The sequence below is a fragment of the Reyranella sp. GW821-FHT12G01 genome, assembly GCF_058806575.1.
This window is the reverse complement of the sequence record NZ_JBXAPV010000002.1, coordinates 1,129,108-1,150,849: the sequence shown is the minus strand read 5'-3', so window position 1 is coordinate 1,150,849 and position 21,742 is coordinate 1,129,108. Positions and strand designations below refer to the sequence as shown.

The following is a 21,742-nucleotide window of genomic DNA, read 5'->3' as shown; positions in this document are numbered from 1 at the left end:
CACCGGTCTCGATCTCGCTCAACACCGCCTGTCGCTCGGCGACATCGAGTACAACCGCCTGACCGAGCTCCAGCAGGCTCTTGCTGAGGGCAAACCCGATCCCGCCTTCGAGCGCCACCGTCTCGGCCGCCTGTTCCTGGGAGAGGGACTGCGCGCTGCCAACGTCGATACCGAAGGCACGGAAGCCCGGACCGCACGGCAACAACTCGACAGGCTTTTAGGCGCATTCGAATCCGTTGAGGGCAAGCCAGCAACGATGGCGGACATTCGCGGCCTCGTGGATGATGTGGTGGACGACGTGCTGCCGCGCGGCGAAGGTGATCCGAATATCGTCCGGACCTCGGGCGGTGAGCCGGTCGAAGCCAACGGCAATACGGAAATCGTGCAGTCGCAAGTGCCAGCCAAGGCACCCCGAGGGATCGCGCCGCCAACGGAACCGTATCCGGGCAGTCCTGAGTTTCAAGCCGCGATGGCGAAGACGGCCACGAGCCCGAACGGGGAAAAGATCGTGATCTTGCCGAATGGTAAGAGTGTGCCAAGCGAAGACTCGAGAACAGGCTTCTTGTTGTCGCCTATCGAGGACCTCAGCGAGGTCGCTGCCGCCGGTCGGGAAACGGGCAGGAAAATACTGAACGAACCCTCAAAAGTCCGCGAGTTGGTCCGCAGGGACCTCGCGCAAGGCGGACGGTTTGACTACCAGAGGCTTTGGATTCCAGACGAGGACGCTCCAGACTACTTGCAGTTGCGCCAATTTCGAGATGTCTCGAATTTCAACGTGGGACTGTACATGCAACAGGCCAACGTACCCCTTCCCTTGGTTTTGGCGATTGCAGGGGAATATGCAAAAGAAAATTCGAGCAATTACATGCCGAACGAACTTTTCGGCTTGGATCCACGAGTCAGACGGTGGATCGAACGAGGCTATGCGGCGGGAGGAAGTGGTGGCTTCAATCAGCCGCCAAAAAAGGTAAAAGCAGCGCCAAGGACGGTGGACTGATTGGCGTATACTCTCCGCTACTTCCGAAGGAGCCATATTGCCTGAATCCGAAGATCAAACGGTGGATCGAACGTGGCTATGCAGCGGGAGCAAGTAGCGCCTTCACTCGCGCCGTCCCCGACAATCCTTCCGAGCCCAGATGATCATGACAATGGTCGCGACCACGGCGACAGGCAGGTAATGCCACGCGAGGCCGGGAAGGCCACCCATGCGCGTAACGAAGATCCGGGTTTCGAAGTGGGCAAGGAAGCAGGTAGGGACAGTCTTCGGCAGAATCGGCGGACTTGGACTGAAGCAGAAACTCAACGGTATGGACAAGTCATAGAGAGTGGCCAGGATGAACAATAAAACTGCGAAGCGTAGGGCCAGACGACGCAAGAGCGGCAAGGTCGCCATGTTCACGCGGCTTTTCGCCGAACATCTTTCAGGGTCCAAGCGATGGCGATCGACCAAGGTCCAGGCGATGACGATCGACAGGGACACGACGATTGCCGGCAGATAATGCCACAGGAGGCCGGGAAGGCCGCCTTTCTCCAAGCCTTCGATCAGCAGATTAGAGCTAAAAAGGAAGCAAATAGGTGGGCTTAACGTCACGAAAGGCAGTGACGGATCGAAGCAGATGGAAGTCCATCCGGTCAGGTCGAATAGAACGGACAGGGCGACCAGAAGAACGACGAAGCGCGCGGCCAAGCGCAAACCGCACGATACGACAACTGATAGTTGCATATACATAAAAGAAAACTAGCATACCTCGTGTAGGCTGGTCACGCTTTCACGCAAACCTTCGCATCTTGATCGAGCAGACTAGTTCCGAGCGGACTTGGTCCAGAGACCAACATGGCAAATATCGAGATGGAGGAGCTGCCCTCGGCAGCGCCGGCGGCGGAGTCATGGCCGCGCAACGAGCTGGGCGACGACCATCCGCTGGGCCTGCAGGCCGATGAGATGTTCACGCGGCAGCTCGACACCGGCTTCGCGGGCGAGGTCCGCGGGCTGGTGAACGACCCGGCGACGGGTCTCGCGGGCCGCGACCCCGAGGCGGCGCTGGCCGGCATCGCCGGGACCATCCCGTTGCTGGCTGAACTGAAGGACCGGTATCTCGCGCAAGCGATCGGACCTCGCCAGAAGGCGATGCTCGAACCGCTGATCGACCGCCGCCTCGACCGCGCCGGCGGCGACCTCGGGCGGATCGTGGCGCAGGCGACGTCGGTGCTGGACGACCGCATCGTGGCCGAGCGCCTCGCCGACCTGGGGCAGGACGCGGCGCTGTCCTGGCAGGACCGGGCCCATCTGCGCCTGCTGGGCCGCACCGCGGTGGGCGAGCTGCGTTACCAGGGCGAACGCAATTGAATCGAAGAGTGCAATTGCCAGGCACAGAAATGACCGTTGGAATTCGTCCGAACAGGGATGGAGTACCGTCTTTGGACATCGGTTCGCCTGAAGCAGGCTATAGGAAGTACCACTCTAAATGGAGGCCGTGCTGGATAGAGACATTATTGACGCAAAGCTCGAGGATCTGGTGGCTGATATCGAGGTCGGCCGGATTCACGACTGGACCGGCCTCCCGGAAATCGCCGGTTATGTGAGAGTCGAATGCGAGGTATCGGACAAGCAAGAAGTGAAGGACTATTCTCTGAAGGTCGTTCGCATTCTGATGAAGCGAGGCTTTCGTGTCGGTCAGTTCGAGCATTACGGTGATAGCAAGCTGATCCCGTGGCCTGAACAGGAGCCGGATGCCGTCGTCTCGCGGATCGACCGCGAATGGGATGTCACCAAAGGCAATCTAGGCGTCGGCGATATCTGCTGGTTCGAATGAGCGGATAGCTAGGATGCGACACTCGCCTCGCCGGATGCGTTTACGTTGACGAAGCGCGATGCCAGTGGCTCTACCATTGAGGTGTCATGGATATGATATGCAATGTCGTTGACTATCGTAAAAAGCCCTATGTCTGGAAGCGCATCAACGCAATCGTCGAGCCGACATGGCATGACAATTCGTTGGAGGGAGACAGGACGGAGCAGACTGAAGGTGAGAGCGATTATGACGAAAAGGCCAGTATCTCTGTAGAGGAGGCAATCGCATGGGGTAACACATTCCAGTATCCCATGACGCTGTATCTCTATGACGAAGGTGATGGGATCCCCACGGAAGCCGAAAGAAATAAAGTTTGGTAAGCTGAAGATTAAGTCTCGGCCCTTTGTCGAGCATGCCGGCACCTATGTTTGGGCGACGGCATCGCCGGGACCATCTCGCTGCTGGCCGAGCTGAAGGGCCGGTATCTGGCGCAGGCGATCGGCGTGCGCCAGAAGGCCATGCTCGAGCCGCTGATCGACCGCAGTATCGACGCCTATCTGAAGTCGCGCAGGGAAAATACGGCGGATGAGCGGCTTACAGCCTGTCCGCAAAGTAGTTACAGGGCGTCCTCGCGCCGGTCATCCCAATGTCGGCGATGCGGCGGTCTTCGTTCGTTTTGACGGTGATGGCGCAGTGGTGCGTCACGGACTCGGGCGTGGTCGTCGTGATGCTGAACGGCGTCGTTCCGATTGAGCCCGTCGAGGTAGTGCTGTTGCTGTACGTCGCGCTGTAGTTGCTCGTCCAGACGTAGAAGAAGCCATCGCTCTTGTGGGCAGCGCCTGCAACGTCACGCGATACAACGCGTTCGGGTGGCCCCCAGCGATCATAGAGAACGCTAATTGGTTGGCCCTTCAGGGCGGGCCATGCTGCCGCGAACTTATCGATCGGCTTGGCGGTACACGCGCCCAACAGCAGTGCGGCCAGAAGACTCACGTATCTCATCTTTATCCTTTCGGCCTCACGGGTGCGACGCTAACGGAAGGATCGCTCCAATGGCAATCAGCGGTTCCTGCAACCAGCCGATCTTCGAAGCCAAGCCCCCCGTTATGCCGCGACCAGATTGACCGGCTTCAGGAAATCGATCTTCCCGACATCGACGCCGTTGTGGCGGAGGATCGCGTAGGCGGCGGTGAGGTGGAAGTAGGTGTTGGGGACGACCATCTGCAGCAGGTAATCCTTGCCGCCGATGACCTTGCCCGGCGCCCAGGAGAAGCTGACCTTGCGCCCGGCCGCGCCTTCGTAACTCTCCGGCGTCACGCTCCGGGCGAAGGCAACGGCCTTGGCGACGCGGGCGCGCAGCTCGCCGATCGTCTTTTCATTGTCCTCATGCCGGGGCGGCGTCTGCCCCGACAGCCAGGCGGCGCCGTTCTTCACGTAATCGCAGGCGCTCTGGACCTGATAGATGAAGTTGTGCATGTCCGGCGCGAGGCGGCTGTTCAGCAGCACGCCGACGTCGAACTTCCGGGCGGCCGCGTGCTGCTCGGCCTTGTCGAGCCAGGTCCCGAGGTTCTCCAGGGATTGGATGCACTGCGCGATCGTTTCCGCATACATGGGCGGCCCTCCGTCAGGTCATCAGGTATTGGTGCCCGTAAGCGCTGGTGAAGTCGAGCTGGACGACCAGGTCGTTGAAGTCGTGGTCGCCACCGGTGGCGGCGTTGCCCGTGCTGGCTTCCCAGCCCCAGGTGTTGAGGCCGTAGTTCCAGAGATGGCCCTGGTCCCCGGCATTGGCCTGCGAGAAGGCCCAGTAGGTCGTGCCCTGGGTGAGGTTCTGCAGTTCCATCGCGACGATGTCGCCGGAATTGGCGTTGAAGGTCGCGGCGGTGTACAGGCCGTTGCCGGGCCCCGCGAGCAGGGTCGGATCCGCTGACGTGCCGCCCGAGGTGAGCGTATAGGCGGCGGCTTCCGCGGCCGCGGCGTAGCCCGCGTCGCCGGGCTTGTAGCCGCCGACCGTGCCGTTGAGGTCGTCGACCTTGTAGAAGCGGACGGCGAGGCTGTCGGTGTCGGCCTGGCGCACGCGCACGATCGTCTCGGCGGGTGGCTGGCCGCCCAGCGCCGGATCGACCACCGTCTCGGCGATCGCGACGGGACGCGCCAGCCGCACGCTGCTGCCGTCGGCGGTCTGGAAGTCCATGAAGCCGAAGTCGCTGGTGAGGAGACCGCTCGCGCCGGACGCCTGCGTGCCGTTGATCATCACCGACAGTGCGTCGCCGGTGTCGACGGTCAACTGGCCGATCGCACCCTGCTGCTGGTGATCGAACAGCTGCACCAGCGCCGAGTCGAAGGTCGACTGCTCGACCTGGCCCGCGAAGCGCGAGGTCCAGGCATAGGCGTCGCTGGCCTGGCTGGTGAAGTCGAGGATATCGCTGCCGCCGGTCACCGCGATCACGCCGGCCGAATGGGGCAGGGTGGTCTGCACCAGCAGGGTCTGCGACGCGCCGCTTTCCAAGGTGCTGCCGTGCAGCTCCGCGACATCGGGTGTCGTGTCGTAGTTCATCTGCGACTGGGCGATGGCGGTCAGCGCGCGCGCGAGCAGCATGCCGTTGGGCGAGCCGAGGCCGGAGGCGAGGTCGTAGCCCGCGTCCGCCGAATAGCCGGCGCCGGTCGGGATGATGTGGATGGTGCCGCTGTCGCCGGGAAGCTCGGCAATGTAGGTGTTGCCGCCGGGCACGAACGAGGCGGTGTTGTCGCCGATCGACACGTCGTTGAACGAGGCGGGCGCGACGGCGGCGGCGATGTAGAGCAGGTCCGTCATGTAGCCGAGGTCCGGCAGGTGCTGGTCCTTGAAGACGGCGTTGATCTGCACGGCGAGCGAGGCCCAGAGCGGCGTCGCGGCACTGGTGCCGCCATCGCCGCGCGTCTCGGACGGGGTGGACGAGAGGTCGGCCTGCGGCACGAGGTATTCCATGTTGCCGCTGGCCAGCGACGACACGTCGGGCACGCCGCGTCCGGTGACATGCGCGGCATCGCTCGTGACCGGCATCGCGAAGGGCAGGTAGGCGCTCTGGTACCAGGGCGTCGGCTGGGTGTAGTCGACGCCGCCATTGCCCGATTCGTTGCCCTTGTAGCTCGGGTCGAGCGTGTCGCCGTCGAGCTTGTAGCGGTTCCAGACGGCTTCGGAGAACCAGTCGGCGGCGGTTGCCTCCGTCGGCATCACCGACAGCCCGCCGGCAACGAGCTGCCACAGGGTGGCGCGATCGCCTTCCAGCGCCGGCAGCACGTAGTTCGTGAAGTTGGCGTTGCCGCCGTTCAGCGTCGGGTCCGCCGCCGCCATGCCGCCGGTGCTGATCGAGGTGCCGCCGACGATGACGCTGTACGGGCTGGCGCGCTCGTTGGCGGTGTTGGTGAGGCCGTTGCCCGTCGCATAGCTCGAGCCGCCGTCGCCGCTCGACTGGAAGAACGAGATGTTGCGCAGGGCCGCGTCGACCATCAGCTCGCGGGCCGCCCACAGGAACGGCGAATCCGCGCCGGGCTGCATCGATCCGAAGCGGAACGACGAGGACACGACGGAAGCATGATCGGAGTCGAAGATCGACGACTGGTAGGCGGTATAGGCCGAGGAGGCGGCATGGTCGTCGAAGCCGGAGCCGGCGTAGAGGACCAGCGTGCTGTTCGGGTTGACCGCCGTCGCGACGCCGACGTCGAGCGCGCGCTCGGTCTTGTCGGTTCCGTCGCTGCCGCCATCCTGCTGGCCGAGGACGGTGACGTCGCGCGACAGGCCGATCGCGACGCGGTAGTTGCCCAGCAGCGTGTCGAAGGACTCCGACGTGAAGGTGTTGTTGCCCATGCCGGGTTCGATCAGGCCGATCTTGCCGGTCTGCACGTCCTGCCCGACGAGCGGGAAGTTGTAGAGCGCGGCCACGTCCTGCGGCACCACCGCGATCGGCGCGCCGCTGGTGTCGTTGCCCTGTCCCTGACGGCCGTCGATGAGGTCGACGCCCTGGGCGGTGCTGCCGTCCGGCAGGAGCCCATGCGGCACGGGGATCTCGGCGATCTTCACCGGGCCGTAGTCGATGTCGAAGGCCAGGCCCTTCACGGTGCCGAGCGAGGCCACGTCGGAGGTGAGCGCGAGATTGCCCTTCCAGTAGATCGGGCCGCTGCCGCCGTCGGCATAGAGCAGCTTCTCGCCGAACAGCGTGGCGAACTGGTCCGCCGTCAGCGACACCCAGACGGTGCGCGACTGGGCCGAGGATTCGTAGGCCGGGTTCGTCGAGGGATCGATGCCCAGCGCGTGCAGCGCATCGACCAGCGCGTTGTAGTCCTCCGGCTTGGCGCCGTAATAATCGAACGGATTGTCGCCCAGCGCCGCGAGTTCCTTCTGGCGGGTGCCCCAGTCGGCCGACAGCAGCGCGGACGGATCGTGGGCGCGGTCGAGCACGAGGCCGACATTGACCTTGCCCGAGAACTCCGTCGTGCCGGTCGGCATGTAGGTCGGATCGGGATAACCGGTGCCGTAGAAGCTGTTGTAGTCGTAGAACGACCAGCCATTGGGCGCGTTCGACGTGAAGGTGATGTCGTCGTGCGTGATCGCGTTGGCGCCGGTGAAGGAGATCGCCAGGTCCGTCGCCGGGTTGAACGCACCCGACGTCATCTTGAGATAGAGCACCGTGTCGGTGGCATTGGACTCGATCACCGCATGGTCGGCGGTCAGGCCGAGCGCCGAGACGTCGATCTTGTCGACCCCCGTACGGAAGCCCGAGATCGTGTCGTAGCCGGTCACCAGGTTGCTGTCGCTGTACTCGGTGTACACGAACGTGTCGGCGCCGCTGCCGGTGTAGAGATGGTCGCCGCCGCCGCGGCCGTCGATGACGCCGGCAGTGGCGCCGGCCTGGATGATGTCGATGCCGTCGCTACCGTTGACGTTGGGCACGTTGGCGATCGCATCGGCCAGCGTGTAGCTGCCATTGTCGATGACATAGGCATTGTGGCCGTTCAGCAGGTCGACATAGATGCCGCGGCCGGCGCCGGTCACCGCCGCATAGTCGACCGTGTTGTTCGAGTATCCCGTGGCGGCGCTGGAGGCGAGGCCGCCCCAAATCTGGTTGAAGGTCGCATCACCCGACAGGAAGAGGTTGGTGCCCTGGCCGCCGTAGAGCGCATTGCTGCCGCCTATGCCGTCCAGGGTGGTGACGATGCCGTAGCCCACGAGATCGGTCTGGTTGGCCATCAGCACGTCGGTGCCGGCGCCGCCGATCAGCGAGCCACCGTTCCGCGCGCCGACGATCACCGAGCCCGTCGAACCTGCCGTGACAGTGCCGGAGATCGTGCCGAACGACGAATCGAAGATCTGTCCGGCGCCGTTGCCCAGTTGCACGTTGCCGTAGATGGCGCCGGCATTGCCGAAGAAGCTGGCGTTGCCGTTGCCGAACGTGATGCCGCCCATCGTGCCGTAGTTCAGGGCACGGGCGTCGGCGCCGCCGCCCAGGGTCAGCGCGCCCATGGAGCCGAAGTTCAGGAACCGGTCGTCGTCGCCGTCGCCCAAGGTGACGCTGCCGCCGCTGCCCAGCGCGGCGCCGGTGAGGCTGCCCGTCGCCTGGTTGGTGAACGACGCACCGTCGCCGTCGCCCAGCACGACGCTGCCGTTGATGAGGCCGCTATTGTCGATCTGCTCGGCAATCAGGCTGCCCACGCCGCTGTAGCCGCCGACGATCGTGCCGGTGGCGCCGTTGACGAGAGAGAAGTGCGAGGTCGTGGCGACGCTGCCCAGCTGGGAGATGGCGACGCCGGCCGAGGAGATGAGGCCGTTGTTCACGAGTTGCCCGGCGCCATTGACACCGATGGCGCTGCTGCCGGCGGCGGTCGTGCTCACGATGCCGGCGTTCTGGATATTGACGCTGCCGCCGGCGCCGGTCGCGGCGGCGACGATGGCCGCGCCGTTCGTCGAGCTGATCGTGCCGGCCGCGAAGTTGAAGACGGTCGTGGTCTGGTTGGCCGCGCCCAGCGAGATGCCGGCGTCATAGCCCAGGATCTGGCCGTTGTTCTGGACGTTGCCGCCACCCGGCCCGGTCACGCCGACGAAGCCCTCGCCGGTGGCGTAGATGTAGACGTTCAGCGGGACGAAGAGTTCGTCGTCGGTTCCCGGAAACACGAAGCCGTTGCTGGTCGTCGTGCTGGTATTCGTCGCAATGAAACTCGCCATCTCGCCTCGGCCTCCGAGCCCCGTGTTTCAGTCTTGTTGATTTGTCGGTGCGTGAATTCCCTGCGGCTAGTTCAGCAGGTACTGATGGCCGTAGGCGCTGGTGAAATCGAGCTGGACCACGAGATCGTTGAAGTCGTGGTCGCCACCGTTCTGGCCGGCTTCCCAGCCCCAGGTATTGAGGCCGTAGTTCCAGAGATGACCGACCTGCTGGCCGCCGACGCTTTCGTTGGCCTGCGAGAAGGCCCAGTAGGTGTTGCCGGTGGTGAGGTTCTGCATCTCCATGGCGATGATGTCGCCCTGGTGCACGCTCATGGTCGCATCGAGGTAGCCGCCGTTGCCCGGCCCGGAGAGCCAGTTCTGCGGCGACGCCACGCCAAGCGGAGAGACCACCGCGTAGGAGGCATTGGCCGCGGCCTCCGCGTAGCCTGCCTGGCCCGGCGTCAGGCCGGCGACCGTGCCGTTGTAGTCGTCGACCTTGTAGAAGCGGACGGCGAGATTGTCGCTGTCGGACTGGCGCACGCGGATGGCCGTCTCGGCGGCAGGCTGGGTGCCCAGCGACGGATCGACCACGGTCTCGGCCACGGCGACCGGCCGCGCCAGCCGGACCGAACTGCCGTCGGCGGTCTGGAAGTCGATGAAGCCGAAATCGCTGGTGAGCAGGCCCGCCGAGCCGGAGGCCTGGCTGCCGTTGATCGCCACCGACAGCGCGTCGCCGGCATCGACGCTCAACTGGCTGAGCGTGCCCTGGGATTGCTGGTCGAACAGCAGCATCAGGTCGGAGTCGAAGCCGCTCTGCTCGACCTGGCCCGCGAAGCGCGCCGTCCAGGCATAGGCATCGCTGGCGTCGCTGATGAAGCTGAGCGCGTCGCCCCCCGCCGTGACGGAGATGATGCCGGCGCCATGGTGGAGCGTCGTCTGCACCAGCAACGTCTGCTGCGTGCCGCTCTCCCAGACACCGTTGTTCAGGTCGGCGATGTCGGGTGAGTCGGCGTAATTGTACTGGGCCTGCGCGATGGCGGTCAGCGCCCGGGCCAGCAGCACGCCGTTGGGCGAGCCGAGGCCGGTGGCAAGGTCGTAGCCCGCATCCGCAGAATAGCCGATGCCCGTCGGTATGATGTCGGCCGGAGTGGTGCCGTTGTAGGGCGCGGTCGTGTAGTCGCTGCTGCCCGGCACGAACGACGAGTTGTTGTTGCCGATCGACACGTCGTTGAACGACGCCGGTGCGATGGAAGCGGCGATGTACAGCAGATCCGTCATGTAGCCGAGGTTCGGCAGGTGCTGGTCTTCGAAGATGGTGTTGATCTGGACGGCGAGCGATGCCCAGAACGGCGTGGAGGCGCTCGTGCCGCCGCTGGGATGGGAGACGGCATCGCCGCTGGGGATCAGCTCGGGCTGCGGCACGAGGTACTTCATGTTGCCGCCCGACAGCGCCGACACGTCGGGCAGGCCGCGGCCGGTGGCATGCGCCGCGTCGTCCGTGGTGGGCGTCGAGAAGGGCAGCATCGCGCTCTGGTACCAGGGCGCGGGCTGCGTGTAGTCGACGCCGCCGTTCCCCGCCTCGTTCTGCAGATAGCCGGGCGAGAGTTCGTTGTTGGACTGCAGCAGATAGACGTTCCACACCGTCTCGAGGAACCACGGTTCGAGATTCTCGGTCGTGGGCATCTGTGAAAGCCCGCCGGCCGCGAGCTGCCACAGCACGGACAGGTCCCCCTGCTGCGCCAGGCCGAGATAGTCGGTGAAATTGGTGTTGCCGCCGTTCAGCGTCGCATCGAGCGCCGCGCTCGAACCGGTGCTGAGCGAGGTGCCGCCGACGATGATGCTGTACTCGCTGGCGCGGGCATTGGCGGTGTTGGTGAGGCCGTTGGCGCCACCGTAGCTCGAGCCGCCGTCGCCGCTCGACTGGAACACGGTGATGTTCTGCAGCGCCGCATCGATCAGCAGCTGGCGTGCCGCCCACATGAACGGCGAGTCGGCGCCGGCCTGCGAGGCGGTGAACCGGAACGACGACGACACCACCGCCGCATGATCGGGATCGAGGAAGGCCGACTGGTAGGCGGTGTAGGTCGAGGCGCCGGCATGGTCCTGCGTTCCCGAGCCGGCATAGAGGACCAGCGTGCTGTTGGGATTGACCGCCGTCGCGATGCCGATATCCAGCGCGCGCTCCGAAATGTCCGTCTGCTCCGTGCCGCCCTGCTGCTGGCCGAGGATGGTGACGGCCGAATCGAGGCCGATGCTGGAGCGGTAATTGCCGATCAGCGTGTCTATGGTGGTTGCGCCTGCGTAGCCGAACGTGTCGGCGCCCATGCCGGGTTCGATGATGGCAATCTTGCCGGTCTGGACGTTCGTGAAGTTGGCGAGCGGGAAATTGTAGAGCTGGGCCACGGCCTGGGGCGTGTTCGCGATGGGCGTCGACTCGCCGGTGCTCGCGCTGGGGTCCGTATTGTTACCCGGCCCCTGGGGACCCGTGTTGAGAGTCGTGCCCTGCGCGGTGCTGCCGTCCGGCAGAAGCCCATCGTATCCGTTGACCGCCTCGATGGACTTGCCGGTGTAGTCGATGTCGAACGACAGGCCTTTCACCGTGCCCAGCGACGACACGGCGGAATTCAGGGCCAGGTTGCCGTGCCAGAAGAGTTTCGAGCTGTTGTCTGCCTGCTCGTACAGGGGCGTGCCGAAGAGCACGTCGAAGTCGTGCGCCGAGAGGCTTACCCAGACCGTGCGCGACTGGGCCGAAGACTCGTACGCCGGGTTGGTCGACGGCGTGATGCCCAGCTGCTGCAGGGCGGTGAGCAGGTTGGTGTACGCTTCCTGGCTGGCGCCGTAGTAGTCGAGCGGATTGTCGCCCAGGGCGGCCAGCATCTTCTGGCGCGTGCCCCAGTCGGCCGACAGCAGCGCGGTCGGATCGTTGGCGCGATCCAGCACCAGGCCGACGTTGATGTAGCCCGTATATATGTCCGTGCCGGCCGGCATCAGGCTCGGGTCGGGATAACCGGTGCCGTAGTAGCTGTCATAGTCGTAGGACGACCAGCCGTTGGGCGTGCTCGACGCGAAGGTGATGTCGCCGAGGCTCACCGCATGGTCGCCGGTGAAGGAGATCGCGAGATCGGTCGCCGCGTTGAAGGTGCCCGGCGTCATCTCGAAGTAGAGCACCGTGCTCGAGGCGTTCGATTCGATCAGCACGTTGGCGCTGGTCAGGCCGAGTCCGGAGACGTCGATCTTGTCCAGGCCGGTCTTGAAGCCGGAGATCGTGTCGTAGCCGGTCACCAGGTTGCTGTCGCCGTAGCCCGTGTAGACGAAGGTGGTGGCGTCGCGAACGATGCTGGTGCCGGTGTAGAAATGATCGCCGCCGGCGCGGCCCTCGACGATGCTGGCCTCGTTGCCGATCTGGATGATGTCGACGCCGTCGGTGCCGTTGACGTTGGGCACGTTGGAGATCGAATCGGTGAAGGTGTAGGTGCCGTTGTCGATGATGTAGGCGTTGTGGCCGTTCAGCAGGTCGACATAGATGCCGCGTCCGGCGCCGGTGACGGCGGCGTAGTCGACCGTGTTGTTCGAATACTCGTTGATCTCGAAGGCCGCCTTGTGGCCCCAGATCTGATTGTAGGTCGCGTCGCCCGACAGGAAGACGTTGGTGCCCTGGCCGCCGTAGAGGGCGTTGGTGCCGCCCTTGCCGTCGAGCGTCGTGACGTCGTTGTAGCCGACCGAGTTGGCCTGGCTGGCGATCAGCACGTCGTGGCCCGCGCCGCCGAGCAGGTAGCTGCCGTTCTGCGCGCCCACGATGACCGAGCCGTTCACGCCGGCGACGATGGTGGCGGTGCCGCCCGGATGCGCGGCGTTGTAGATCGTGCCGCCGTTCGAATCGAAGATCTGGCCGGCGCCGTCGCCCAGCAGGACGTCGCCATAGATGATACCGGCATTGCCGAAATAGGCGCCGTCGCCGTCGCCGAACGTGACGCCCGTCATCGTGCCGTAGTTCAGCCCAAAGGCCTGATCGCCATCGGCCCAGGTCAGACCGCCCATCGTGCCGAAGTTCAGGAACCTGTCGTTGTCACCGTCGCCGAACGTGACGTTGCTGGCGCTTCCCATGGCGGCGCCGGTCAACGTGCCCGACGTCAGGTTGGTGAACGATGCGCCGTCGCCGTCGCCCAGCACCACGTTGCCGTTGATCGCTGCACTATTGGTGATCTGCTCGGTGACGAGGCTGCCCGCGGCATTGTAGCCGCCGACGATCGTGCCGCCGGCGGCGTTGATCAGCGTGAAGATCGACGTCGTGGCGACGCTGCCGAGCTGGGCGATGCCGATGCCGGCGGAGGAGATGAGCCCGTTGTTCACGAGCTGCCCGGCGCCGTCGACGCTGATCGCGGCGCTGGAGGCGGTGGTCGCGCTCACGATGCCGGCGTTCTGGATGTCGACGCTGCCGCTCGCGCCGGTGGCTGTGGCGACGATGGCCGCGCCGTTCGTCGAGCTGATGGTGCCGGCCGCGAAGTTGAAGACGGTCGTGGTCTGGTTGGCCGCGCCCAGCGAGATGCCGGCGTCATAGCCCAAGATCTGGCCGTTGTTCTGGACGTTGCCGCCGCCCGGCCCGGTCACGCCGACGAAGCCTGCGCCCAGCGCATAGATATAGACGTTCAGGGGAACGAAGAGTTCGTCGTCAGTTCCCGGAAACACGAAACCGTTGGCGGTGGTCGTGCTGGTGTTCGTCGCGATGAAGGAAGCCATGCCGTCTCAACCCCAAGCCGCTTTGTTACGGACTTATTGCTGCGTGCGATTGTTCTGCAGCGAAGCCGAGTGCGCGGCAGCGTGTTGCCCAGGACCACGCACGAGGCCGGACAGGCCTCGATAGATCGTCCCGGGAGGCAAGCTCCCATCTCCCCCACACTGCAAAAAGTTTCGGGCAGAACGGCGAGCGCGGCAATACGGACATTCACCAAAATGGGTCAACGCGCCGGAATCGCAGTTGTTGCGCATGGCATTATTGCCCGCGGCCCTTCACTCATGGGAATAAAGGCCGTCCAGGTGCCAAGAATGAGAATCGGGGGAGGCTCGGAATGGTTCGGACGGGCGATCTGTCTTTGCATCCCGAGGCCTACACGATCGGTAGAATCGCGACCGAGTTCTTCCTGCGCGGCTTCGAGGTGGTCGGCCAGGTGGAGGACGACATCCTGGGTGGGATGATCGTCATGACGCTGCTGGGCGACGCGATCGTCGAGGGCGGAGGAAGCGAGCCCATCGGCATTCGCGAACTGGCGCGCCGGCTGGACACGCCCTTCGAGACCGTTCGAAGACAGATCCACAAGCTTGTCCGGAAAGGCACCTGCCATGCGGTGGACGGCGGCGTGTGCCTGGCGCCGTCGATACGCCGGGCCGCACGCACGAATGCCATGCTGCGCAAGATCTATCTGGAAGCGGTTCGCATGCTCGATGGGCTGAGGCGGATCAAGATCGGCCATTACAGGCCGCCCCGATCGACGACTCACGGTTCGCGGGCCCTCAGCAAGGAGCAGACCATCGTCGTCCTGGCGGCGATCCGGGTCCTGCTCAACTCCATGCGAGCCTTGCGCGATTTCTCCGGCGGCGACCTCATGAACGGTCTGGTGTTCACCGCGATCCGGGCCGCCAACGTGAAGCACATCACCAATACGATGCCGGGCGCCAATCGCGACATCCTGCCCGATTCGGATCGCCGGCCGGTCAGCATGCTGGCGATCTCGAACTCGATGAAGCTTCCCTACGAGACCATCCGGCGACACACCGGAAAGCTCATCAAGCAGGGCAGGTGCGTGCGTGTCGGCCGCGATGGCCTGGTCGTTCCGGCGAGTGTCTTCCAGAAGCTGCATGTCGAAGCCGCTGCCGTCGTCCAGCTCGTCTTCGGTTTCATGGAAGAACTGCGGGCGGCCGGCGTGAAGGTCTGATTTCCCTCCACTTACCTCGCGACTTCGTCAGTTGGATGTGACCACGCCTGCGCTACATCTAGGGGACAGGAGGGATCGACATGCCGAACCGCAGACAGATGCTGAAGATGGGCGCGGGCTTCGGGGTGGGCGTGAGCGCGCTGGCGCTGTTCGCCGCCCTGCCGATGCGCTCGCGTCCGGCCTCCGCCGAGGTCTTCAAGGTGACGCACACCGACGCCGAGTGGAAGAAGCTGCTGACGCCGCCGCAATATGCCGTGCTGCGGCGCTCCGGCACCGAGCGGCCCTATTCCAGCCCGCTGAACGACGAGCACCGCAAGGGCACCTTCGCCTGTGCCGGCTGCCAGCTCGCTCTGTTCTCGTCGGCCACCAAGTTCGACAGCCACACCGGCTGGCCGAGCTTCTGGGCGCCACTCGACAATGCGATCGGTACCGAGACCGACACGACGCTCGGCATGACCCGCACCTCGGTCCATTGCGCGCAGTGCGGCGGCCATCTCGGCCATGTCTTCGACGACGGCCCCAAGCCGACCGGCCTGCGATATTGCATGAACGGAATTGCCATGACCTTCGCGGTGGCCGCCGCCTGATCGGACCGGGCATAGTGCGTCGAAACCTTTGGGAGACGCAGTATGGTGAAACCGGTACGCCGGATCGTGACGGGCCACGACAAGGAAGGACGCTCGGTGTTCCTCGAGGACGGGCCGGCGCCCAATGGCTTTTCGCCGTCGCATTCGCCCAACGTTGGCCTGACCAATCTGTGGGTGCTCGATGCCGTGCCGACGACCAATGAGGCCGGCCAGAAGGACCCGACGGCGCGACCGTTCAAGCTCGAACCGCCGGCCGCCGGCAATGTCGTGCGCATCGTCGAATTTCCGCCCGACAAGGAGCGCAACTACGGCAACCAGGCCGAGGTGTTCCGCCAGTACGGCGCCTCGGGCGCTCACGACAACGCCGCCCGCCACCCCGGCTTCCACAAGACCCATAGCGTCGACTACGCCATCGTCATCGAGGGCGAGATCTGGGCGCTGATGGATGTCGGCGAGACCCTGATGAAGGTCGGCGACACGCTGATCCAGCGCGGCACCAACCACGCCTGGGCCAACCGCTCCTCCAGCATCGCCCGCGTCCTCTTCGTCCTGAACGGCGCGGCGCCCGTCTGAAGCACGTCCCAACGGCGGCACTCTGTCCGAAAAGAGACCGAGTGCCGCTTGGCGACGAAATGTTGGTGACCTGCTCGACCAGTGGCTGCATTCTGCATACAACCTTCGATGTCGGAGGAAACAGGGTGCAATCACGGCGGGAGTGGGCGGTCCATCTGGTCGAGAAGATGGAGCTGGACCCTCAGTCAATCACGGCGCGAACGCTGGTCGACGTGCTCCTGTGGGCGGCCAGCCAGCACGATGTCGCGGTCACGCATTGGGACGCGATCCTGCTCGCCGCCGTCGGCATGAGCCGCAATCTCTCCGCATCGATTTTCGTCGCCGAGCGGCTGGGCATCGGGATGGACAACAGCCAGACCATCCTCCAGCGGCTGGCCCGCGCGGTCGGCGAGATCGCGCCGGTGCATGCCGTTGCGGAGGCTGACTGCGGCGCGGTTGAGCGCTGACCGGCTTCTGATATCGTCGCCGCGCATGCGGTTGAAGCTTTCTGTCATTTTCATTGTGCTTGGTGCAGGGGCGGCCGCCGTCACGGGCTGCAGCAACGCGCCCAGGTCAGCGTCATCGGCGCCCTACACGCCGACGCCCGAGGAGCAGCGCAAGATCGATCAGTGGGCGGATTGTGTAGTTCCGGCCGCCTTCAGGCTGGACGACGGCAAGGCTGCACCCGAGGCGATCGCGCGCCAGGCGATACCGACCTGCCGGCATCTCTCGTTGATCCCGGAGTCGAAAGAGACCGAGATCATCGTCCGCGTCATCAAGGAGAAGCGGGAGAAGGAGCGCAAGGCCGGTAGCACCACGCCTGCGCCGCCACCGATGATCCCGCCTCGTTGAACCGTCAGGCGGCCTTGCGACGGGCGGGCTTCTTCTTGGTGGCTCGCGCCGCGGCGTAGCGTTCGGCGCGCTTGCGCTCGGGGCCGCTGCCGGAAAGGCTCTTCTTCAGAGCCGCCATCAGGTCGACGACGCCGGACTCGTCGGGCTCCTTCGCGGGCTTGCTCTTCACCGGCTTGCCCTTCTTCTTCTCCGCGATCAGGGCGCGCAGCGCGTCCTCGTAGCGGTCGGTGAATTCCGTCGGATCGAAGTCGCCCGACTGCTGCGCCACGATCTTCTCGGCGATGTCGAGCATCTGCGCATTGGGCTTGGGCAGGTCGGGATGGCCGATCTCGTCGAGCGTGCGGACCTCCTCGGCGGTGCGCAAGGTCGTCAGCACCAGGCCATCCTGCTCGATCTCGATGGCGCAGACCCGCTCGCGCGTGCTCATGACGAGGCGGCCGATCGCCACCATGCCCTTGCGCTTCATCGCCTCGCGGATCACCGCGAAGGCTTCGATGCCGGTCTTGCCCGAGGGCACGAGATGATAGGGCGTGTCCCAGTAGAGCCGGTCGATCGTCTCGCGCGCCACGAACTTTTCGATGTCGATGATGCGGGTGGATTCGAGCTTCACACCCTCGAAGTCCTCCTTGTCGAGCAGAACGTACTCGTCCTTGGCGATCGCGAAGCCCTTCACCAGATCGCCGCGCGACAGTTCCTCGCCGGTGCCGGCGTCGACCGTCTTCATCCTGATGCGGTTGTTCGTTTTCGGGTTGATCAGGTTGAAGTGCACCGTCTCGGCCTCGGTCGTCGCCGACCACAGGGAGACAGGGCAAGTCACCAGGGAAAGGCGCAGATGCCCCTCCCAGCTCGGTCGTGCAGCCATTTTCAGAACCCCTCACGTATGGGCGATTCAACAGCCGCCGGGCTCACTTGTTGCGCGGCCGCGAGCGTGCGCGAACGATTTCAATCAGTGGCACGCGTTCCGATTTTGGTCTCACAAGGTCTAGCGGCCGAGACCGGCGACGAAGGCAGCGATCGCGCGGGCGGAGCGCAGGTGATGCACTTCCTTCGATCCCGCCGCGTCGCGCAGGAGCTGGCGATAGCGCGGCGTCAGGTGCTTGTGGCAGAGCCACAGCACGCGATAGCTGCTCATGCTGCTTCGCCAGATCGGACTGCCCTCGGGCCAGCCCTCCGGCGTCCTGAAATGTCCCTGCACCAGCCGCTTGGTCACCCACCAGTGATGCGTGACGAGCGGCAGGTCGACATGGACCAGCGTGTCGGCCAGGGCGAAACGCTGCCACGCCGTCTCGACGCAGCCGAACCCGTCGATGATCCACGCGTCCTGCGCCATCAGCCCGGCATGCGCGGCCAAGTATTCTTCACGCGGCACCGGGCCGTCGGGCCTGAACTGGATCGTGTCGATCGGGCAGAGCGGCAGGCCCGTCGCCCGGGCAATCTGCCTCGCCAGGGTGGATTTGCCGCCGCCGGCATTCCCGAACACCGCCACGCGCTTCATGCGACACACCATCCACGACCGCGCGCGCGAGGCAACCCCGGGGCGCCCATTGCATTAGCTCTGAACAACGAACCGGGAGTGTCCAATGCGTCCGATCTTCGCCGTTGCCGCCGCCGTCCTTCTCTCCGCCGGCCTCGCCTTGCCGGCCGCCGCCAAGGACCGCCCCGTCACCGACCAGGAGAAGGTGAAGCTGGAGGCGGCCGTGAAGACCGCGGGCTGCACCGGCGGCAAGATGGAATTCGACGACGACAAGTCACCGCCGCATCCCTCCGGCAAGTTCGAGGTCGACGGTGCGATGTGCGGCGACCAGAAGCACGACCTGGTCTTCGACACCGACCTCAAGCTGATCTCGAAGAAGGCGGACTAGATCCGTCTCATGTTCCTCTCCCTCCAGCGGGGCGAGAGAAGAATGAGGAGAAGCTAAGTCACCGCCGCCGGATCGTTGGGCCGCCAAAGTTCGGCGGCCTCGCGGGCGATGCGGGTGAAGTTGCGGACCAGGCTGGAGGTATTGCCGGCGCGCCACGCCAGCGCCATCGGGAGCGGCGCGGGCTTGTCGGCGATCTGGATGGTGCGCAGGCCCGGCAAGTTGAAGCTGGTGACGGTCGAGGGCGCCATCGCGACGCCGATGCCCGCCGCCACGAAGCCCGCGACCGTGTGGATCTGGTCGGCATACTGCACGACGCGCGGCGAGAAGCCGGCGCGCAGGCACATCTCCATCACACGCGAATGGATCAGCGGCGAGCCCGCGCGCGAATACATGACGAACGACTCTTCGGCGAACTGGCGCAGTTGCGTGGCGCGCCGCGCGGCCAACCGGTGTCCCGCCGGCACCAGCGCAATGAACGGCTCGCGAATCAGCGTCGCGACCTGCAGTGCGCGGCTGCTGAGCGGCGGGCGCAGCAGGCCAACATCGATGCTGCCGGTCTCCAGCGCCGGCACCAGGTTGTTGTGCAGCATCTCGCGCATATCGAGGTCGACATCGGGATAGGCGGCGCGGAAGCGTGCGACGACCAAGGGCAGGATGGTGAAAGGGGTTGAATGCACGAAGCCGACGGCGATGCGCCCCATCTCGCCGCCGCCGGCCCGTCGCACGTCGGCCTCCGCCTGGTCGGCGCCGTCGAGCAGGCGCCCCGCGCGCTCGTAGAGCAGGAGCCCGGCCTGGGTCACCTCGAACTTCTTCTGGTTGCGATGGAGCAGGCTGACGCCGAGGTCGCGCTCGAGCTTCTGGATCTGCCGGGTGAGGGGCGGTTGCGCCATACCCAGCGCGGCCGCCGCGCGCCCGAAATGGGCCTCGCGCACGACGGCGCAGAAGTAGCGGAGGCTCTTGAGGTCCATCAGTGATACCTAACGGGTATTAACAAACATATGAACGATATTGGACGCATCGGGCTATTGTAGGCAACGTCGGGTTGCAAGGCGGATGAACTGTCCTGAGCAGGAGTTGACGAGCCGATGCACGTGAAGCGGTTGGCCCACGGGTTGGGCGCCGAAATCACCGGATTGGACCTGAACGACGACATCCCGGCGAGCACGATCGCCGAGGTTCGCTCGGCGTGGATGAAGCATCAGGTCCTCGTTTTTCCACACCAGAATGTTACGCCGGAGCGACATATTGCATTTAGCCGGCAATTAGGAGAGGTCGACCCCGTCTCCTTCGCTCCGTTGTTCCGGCATCCAGATCACCCGGAGATCATGGTGATCTCCAACAAACCGCAGAAGGGGAAGCCCTCGAACACACGCAACCAGGGGCGGCAGTGGCACTCCGACACCTCCTTCACGCTGCGCCCGGCCACCGGGTCGCTGCTGCACTGCTTGGAGCTGCCGGACGTGGGCGGTGATACCGAATTCACCAATATGTACATGGCCTACGACGCGCTTTCGGATGTGATGAAGAAAGTGCTGGAAGACCTCTACGCCGTTCACGATTCGACCAACACCCGCGACGCCCGCAAGCGCCCGCCCGAGGAGCTGGCCGAGCTGCGCCGGCACAACCCGCTGGTCGCCCAACCGATCGTGCGCGTCCACCCCGAGACCGGCCGCAAGGCGCTCTATGTCAGCGAAGGCCAGACGACGCACATCGTCGGCATGACCGAGGAAGAGAGTGCGGCCCTGCTGAACTTTCTCTTTGCGCATTCGGTGCAACCAGAATTCATCTACAGGCATCGCTGGTCGCTGCATGACATCGTCATGTGGGATAACCGGTGCACCATGCACCTGGCCGTGCGCTACGACATGACCAAGCCGCGGCACATGCATCGCACCACGCTTAAGGGCGAGCCCTCCGGCTACCTCTATCAACCGCAATAGGCGACACGGATGGTCGCGCGACAGACAGGAGGCCCCAATGTCATCGACGCGTAGAGTAGGACGGCGCGTGCTTGGGATGGGTCTCGTCGCGGCGGCGCTGCTGCCCGGTCTGCTTCACTCAACCGCGTCTGATGCGCAGGCGCAGGCGGCGCCCTGGCCCACCAAGCCGATCCGCGTGATCGTGCCGTTCCCGCCGGGCGGGGGCACCGATGTCGTGGCGCGCATCCTGGCCGAGCAGCTCTCGCAGATCTTCGGCCAGCAGGTGATCGTCGAGAACAAGGCCGGGGCCAACGGCAACCTGGCCGCCGCCTTCGTCGCGAAGTCCGATCCGGACGGCTACACGCTGCTGTTCACCAACACCAGCATCATGACCATCGCGCCCAGCATCTACACCAACCTGGGCTTCGAGCCGATGCGAGACTTCCTGCCGATCGTGCGGGTGGCCGAGGTGCCGAACCTCCTGCTGGTCAATGCCGAGGTGCCGGCGAAGACCGTGGCGGAGCTGGTGGTGCTGGCCAAGCCCGGCAAGATGGCGCTGGCCTCGGGCGGCAGCGGCTCGGTCTCCCACCTGACCGGCGAGATGTTCAAGCTCGCCGCCGGCGTGCAGATGCTGCACGTGCCCTACAAGGGCAACGCCCCGCAGGTCGCCGACCTGGTGGCAGGCCAGGTGCCCGCCGGCATCGCCGACATGTCGGGCGCCGTGCCGCAGATCAAGGCCGGCAAGCTGCGGGCGCTGGCGATCACGACGAAACAGCGGTCGCCGATGCTGCCCGACGTACCGACCCTGGAGGAGAGCGGCCTGCTCACCTTCGAGTCCTCGGTTTGGGTCGGCATGGTCGCGCCCGCCGGTACTCCGGCACCGGTGATCCAGACGCTGGCCCGCGCGATCAACGAGGCCGTTTCCCGCAAGGATGTCGCCGAGCGCATCAGCGAACTCGGTTTCGCGATGGTCGGCGGAAGTCCGGCCGAGTTTTCGGCGCGTATCACGGAAGAAGCAAAGCACTGGAAGCAGGTCGTCGCCAAATCCGGCGCGACCGTCGAATAGCGAGAGT

General features: G+C 65.0%; 20 protein-coding genes. 12 read left to right on the top strand and 8 right to left on the bottom strand.

Going from position 1 to position 21,742, the window contains the following annotated elements; genetic code table 11:
• A partial coding sequence (locus AC1RP5_RS25005; RefSeq protein WP_493115220.1) for a hypothetical protein occupies window positions 1-997 on the top strand: 997 nt, incomplete at its 5' end.
• Between the two features lie 102 nt (window positions 998-1,099).
• Here AC1RP5_RS25005 and AC1RP5_RS25000 read toward each other — a convergent pair.
• Window positions 1,100-1,687 (bottom strand): hypothetical protein, encoded by a 588-nt coding sequence (locus AC1RP5_RS25000; protein WP_493115218.1) that lies wholly within the window; start codon window positions 1,685-1,687, stop codon window positions 1,100-1,102.
• 147 nt (window positions 1,688-1,834) lie between these two features.
• On the opposite strand from AC1RP5_RS25000, the gene AC1RP5_RS24995 reads away from it, so the two are divergent.
• From AC1RP5_RS24995 to AC1RP5_RS24985, 3 genes are all read left to right on the top strand, one after another.
• The gene (locus tag AC1RP5_RS24995) at window positions 1,835-2,347 is read left to right on the top strand and encodes a hypothetical protein (protein WP_493115216.1); all 513 of its coding nucleotides are present in this window, start codon (window positions 1,835-1,837) and stop codon (window positions 2,345-2,347) included.
• Window positions 2,348-2,465: 118 nt separating this feature from the next.
• Window positions 2,466-2,813, top strand: a complete 348-nt coding sequence (locus tag AC1RP5_RS24990) for a hypothetical protein (protein WP_493115214.1) — start codon at window positions 2,466-2,468, stop codon at window positions 2,811-2,813.
• 86 nt (window positions 2,814-2,899) lie between these two features.
• Window positions 2,900-3,172 (top strand): hypothetical protein, encoded by a 273-nt coding sequence (locus tag AC1RP5_RS24985; protein WP_493115212.1) that lies wholly within the window; start codon window positions 2,900-2,902, stop codon window positions 3,170-3,172.
• A 214-nt stretch (window positions 3,173-3,386) separates the two neighbouring features.
• On the opposite strand, the gene AC1RP5_RS24980 is transcribed toward AC1RP5_RS24985, so the two are convergent.
• The 4 genes from AC1RP5_RS24980 to AC1RP5_RS24965 all read right to left on the bottom strand — a co-directional run bounded on the left by AC1RP5_RS24980 (window position 3,387) and on the right by AC1RP5_RS24965 (window position 13,704).
• Window positions 3,387-3,785 carry a hypothetical protein gene (locus tag AC1RP5_RS24980; RefSeq protein WP_493115210.1) on the bottom strand — a complete coding sequence of 133 codons (399 nt, stop codon included), beginning with the start codon at window positions 3,783-3,785 and terminating at the stop codon, window positions 3,387-3,389.
• A 111-nt stretch (window positions 3,786-3,896) separates the two neighbouring features.
• Window positions 3,897-4,403, bottom strand: coding sequence for a DUF1993 domain-containing protein (locus AC1RP5_RS24975; RefSeq protein WP_493115208.1), 507 nt, complete (start codon window positions 4,401-4,403; stop codon window positions 3,897-3,899).
• 13 nt (window positions 4,404-4,416) lie between these two features.
• Window positions 4,417-8,988: a M10 family metallopeptidase C-terminal domain-containing protein gene (locus AC1RP5_RS24970; RefSeq protein ID WP_493115206.1), complete on the bottom strand. Its 4,572-nt coding sequence runs from the start codon at window positions 8,986-8,988 to the stop codon at window positions 4,417-4,419.
• A gap of 66 nt (window positions 8,989-9,054) precedes the next feature.
• Window positions 9,055-13,704 carry a hypothetical protein gene (locus AC1RP5_RS24965; RefSeq protein ID WP_493115204.1) on the bottom strand — a complete coding sequence of 1,550 codons (4,650 nt, stop codon included), beginning with the start codon at window positions 13,702-13,704 and terminating at the stop codon, window positions 9,055-9,057.
• A gap of 329 nt (window positions 13,705-14,033) precedes the next feature.
• Between AC1RP5_RS24965 and AC1RP5_RS24960 the strand changes: the two genes are divergently transcribed.
• The 5 genes from AC1RP5_RS24960 to AC1RP5_RS24940 all read left to right on the top strand — a co-directional run bounded on the left by AC1RP5_RS24960 (window position 14,034) and on the right by AC1RP5_RS24940 (window position 16,888).
• A complete protein-coding gene (locus AC1RP5_RS24960; protein WP_493115203.1) occupies window positions 14,034-14,897 on the top strand; it encodes a hypothetical protein in 864 nt (287 codons plus the stop codon).
• 80 nt (window positions 14,898-14,977) lie between these two features.
• Window positions 14,978-15,484, top strand: coding sequence for a peptide-methionine (R)-S-oxide reductase MsrB (gene msrB / locus AC1RP5_RS24955; RefSeq protein ID WP_493115201.1), 507 nt, complete (start codon window positions 14,978-14,980; stop codon window positions 15,482-15,484).
• Window positions 15,485-15,526: 42 nt separating this feature from the next.
• The gene (locus AC1RP5_RS24950) at window positions 15,527-16,057 is read left to right on the top strand and encodes a cupin domain-containing protein (protein ID WP_493115200.1); all 531 of its coding nucleotides are present in this window, start codon (window positions 15,527-15,529) and stop codon (window positions 16,055-16,057) included.
• Between the two features lie 41 nt (window positions 16,058-16,098).
• Window positions 16,099-16,503, top strand: coding sequence for a hypothetical protein (locus AC1RP5_RS24945; RefSeq protein ID WP_493115198.1), 405 nt, complete (start codon window positions 16,099-16,101; stop codon window positions 16,501-16,503).
• Window positions 16,504-16,528: 25 nt separating this feature from the next.
• Window positions 16,529-16,888 (top strand): hypothetical protein, encoded by a 360-nt coding sequence (locus tag AC1RP5_RS24940; protein ID WP_493115196.1) that lies wholly within the window; start codon window positions 16,529-16,531, stop codon window positions 16,886-16,888.
• A gap of 4 nt (window positions 16,889-16,892) precedes the next feature.
• Here AC1RP5_RS24940 and ku read toward each other — a convergent pair whose 3' ends face one another.
• Window positions 16,893-17,750 (bottom strand): non-homologous end joining protein Ku, encoded by an 858-nt coding sequence (gene ku, locus AC1RP5_RS24935; RefSeq protein WP_493115194.1) that lies wholly within the window; start codon window positions 17,748-17,750, stop codon window positions 16,893-16,895.
• 120 nt (window positions 17,751-17,870) lie between these two features.
• The gene (locus tag AC1RP5_RS24930; protein WP_493115192.1) at window positions 17,871-18,383 is read right to left on the bottom strand and encodes a P-loop NTPase family protein; all 513 of its coding nucleotides are present in this window, start codon (window positions 18,381-18,383) and stop codon (window positions 17,871-17,873) included.
• 85 nt (window positions 18,384-18,468) lie between these two features.
• Between AC1RP5_RS24930 and AC1RP5_RS24925 the strand changes: the two genes are divergently transcribed.
• A complete protein-coding gene (locus tag AC1RP5_RS24925) occupies window positions 18,469-18,750 on the top strand; it encodes a PepSY domain-containing protein (RefSeq protein ID WP_493115191.1) in 282 nt (93 codons plus the stop codon).
• Window positions 18,751-18,803: 53 nt separating this feature from the next.
• Here the strand turns inward: AC1RP5_RS24925 and AC1RP5_RS24920 are convergent, their stop codons facing one another.
• Window positions 18,804-19,718 carry a LysR family transcriptional regulator gene (locus tag AC1RP5_RS24920; protein WP_493115189.1) on the bottom strand — a complete coding sequence of 305 codons (915 nt, stop codon included), beginning with the start codon at window positions 19,716-19,718 and terminating at the stop codon, window positions 18,804-18,806.
• Between the two features lie 123 nt (window positions 19,719-19,841).
• Here AC1RP5_RS24920 and AC1RP5_RS24915 point away from each other — a divergent pair, with 123 nt between their 5' ends.
• Complete coding sequence (locus AC1RP5_RS24915) at window positions 19,842-20,690, top strand: TauD/TfdA dioxygenase family protein (protein WP_493115187.1); 849 nt, start codon at window positions 19,842-19,844, stop codon at window positions 20,688-20,690.
• A 37-nt stretch (window positions 20,691-20,727) separates the two neighbouring features.
• Window positions 20,728-21,735, top strand: coding sequence for a Bug family tripartite tricarboxylate transporter substrate binding protein (locus AC1RP5_RS24910; RefSeq protein WP_493115185.1), 1,008 nt, complete (start codon window positions 20,728-20,730; stop codon window positions 21,733-21,735).
• The last annotated feature ends 7 nt before the right edge of the window (window positions 21,736-21,742 follow it).

Bases quoted from the DNA above. Each gene is read 5' to 3' on its own strand.
- AC1RP5_RS24995 (WP_493115216.1), top strand. From the start codon at position 1,835: ATGGCAAATATCGAGATGGAGGAGCTGCCCTCGGCAGCGCCGGCGGCG.
- AC1RP5_RS24990 (WP_493115214.1), top strand. From the start codon at position 2,466: ATGGAGGCCGTGCTGGATAGAGACATTATTGACGCAAAGCTCGAGGAT.
- AC1RP5_RS24985 (WP_493115212.1), top strand. From the start codon at position 2,900: ATGGATATGATATGCAATGTCGTTGACTATCGTAAAAAGCCCTATGTC.
- AC1RP5_RS24975 (WP_493115208.1), bottom strand. From the start codon at position 4,403: ATGTATGCGGAAACGATCGCGCAGTGCATCCAATCCCTGGAGAACCTC.
- AC1RP5_RS24970 (WP_493115206.1), bottom strand. From the start codon at position 8,988: ATGGCGAGTTTCATTGCGACGAATACCAGCACGACGACCAGCAACGGC.
- AC1RP5_RS24965 (WP_493115204.1), bottom strand. From the start codon at position 13,704: ATGGCTTCCTTCATCGCGACGAACACCAGCACGACCACCGCCAACGGT.
- AC1RP5_RS24960 (WP_493115203.1), top strand. From the start codon at position 14,034: ATGGTTCGGACGGGCGATCTGTCTTTGCATCCCGAGGCCTACACGATC.
- msrB (WP_493115201.1), top strand. From the start codon at position 14,978: ATGCCGAACCGCAGACAGATGCTGAAGATGGGCGCGGGCTTCGGGGTG.
- AC1RP5_RS24950 (WP_493115200.1), top strand. From the start codon at position 15,527: ATGGTGAAACCGGTACGCCGGATCGTGACGGGCCACGACAAGGAAGGA.
- AC1RP5_RS24940 (WP_493115196.1), top strand. From the start codon at position 16,529: ATGCGGTTGAAGCTTTCTGTCATTTTCATTGTGCTTGGTGCAGGGGCG.
- ku (WP_493115194.1), bottom strand. From the start codon at position 17,750: ATGGCTGCACGACCGAGCTGGGAGGGGCATCTGCGCCTTTCCCTGGTG.
- AC1RP5_RS24930 (WP_493115192.1), bottom strand. From the start codon at position 18,383: ATGAAGCGCGTGGCGGTGTTCGGGAATGCCGGCGGCGGCAAATCCACC.
- AC1RP5_RS24925 (WP_493115191.1), top strand. From the start codon at position 18,469: ATGCGTCCGATCTTCGCCGTTGCCGCCGCCGTCCTTCTCTCCGCCGGC.
- AC1RP5_RS24920 (WP_493115189.1), bottom strand. From the start codon at position 19,718: ATGGACCTCAAGAGCCTCCGCTACTTCTGCGCCGTCGTGCGCGAGGCC.
- AC1RP5_RS24910 (WP_493115185.1), top strand. From the start codon at position 20,728: ATGTCATCGACGCGTAGAGTAGGACGGCGCGTGCTTGGGATGGGTCTC.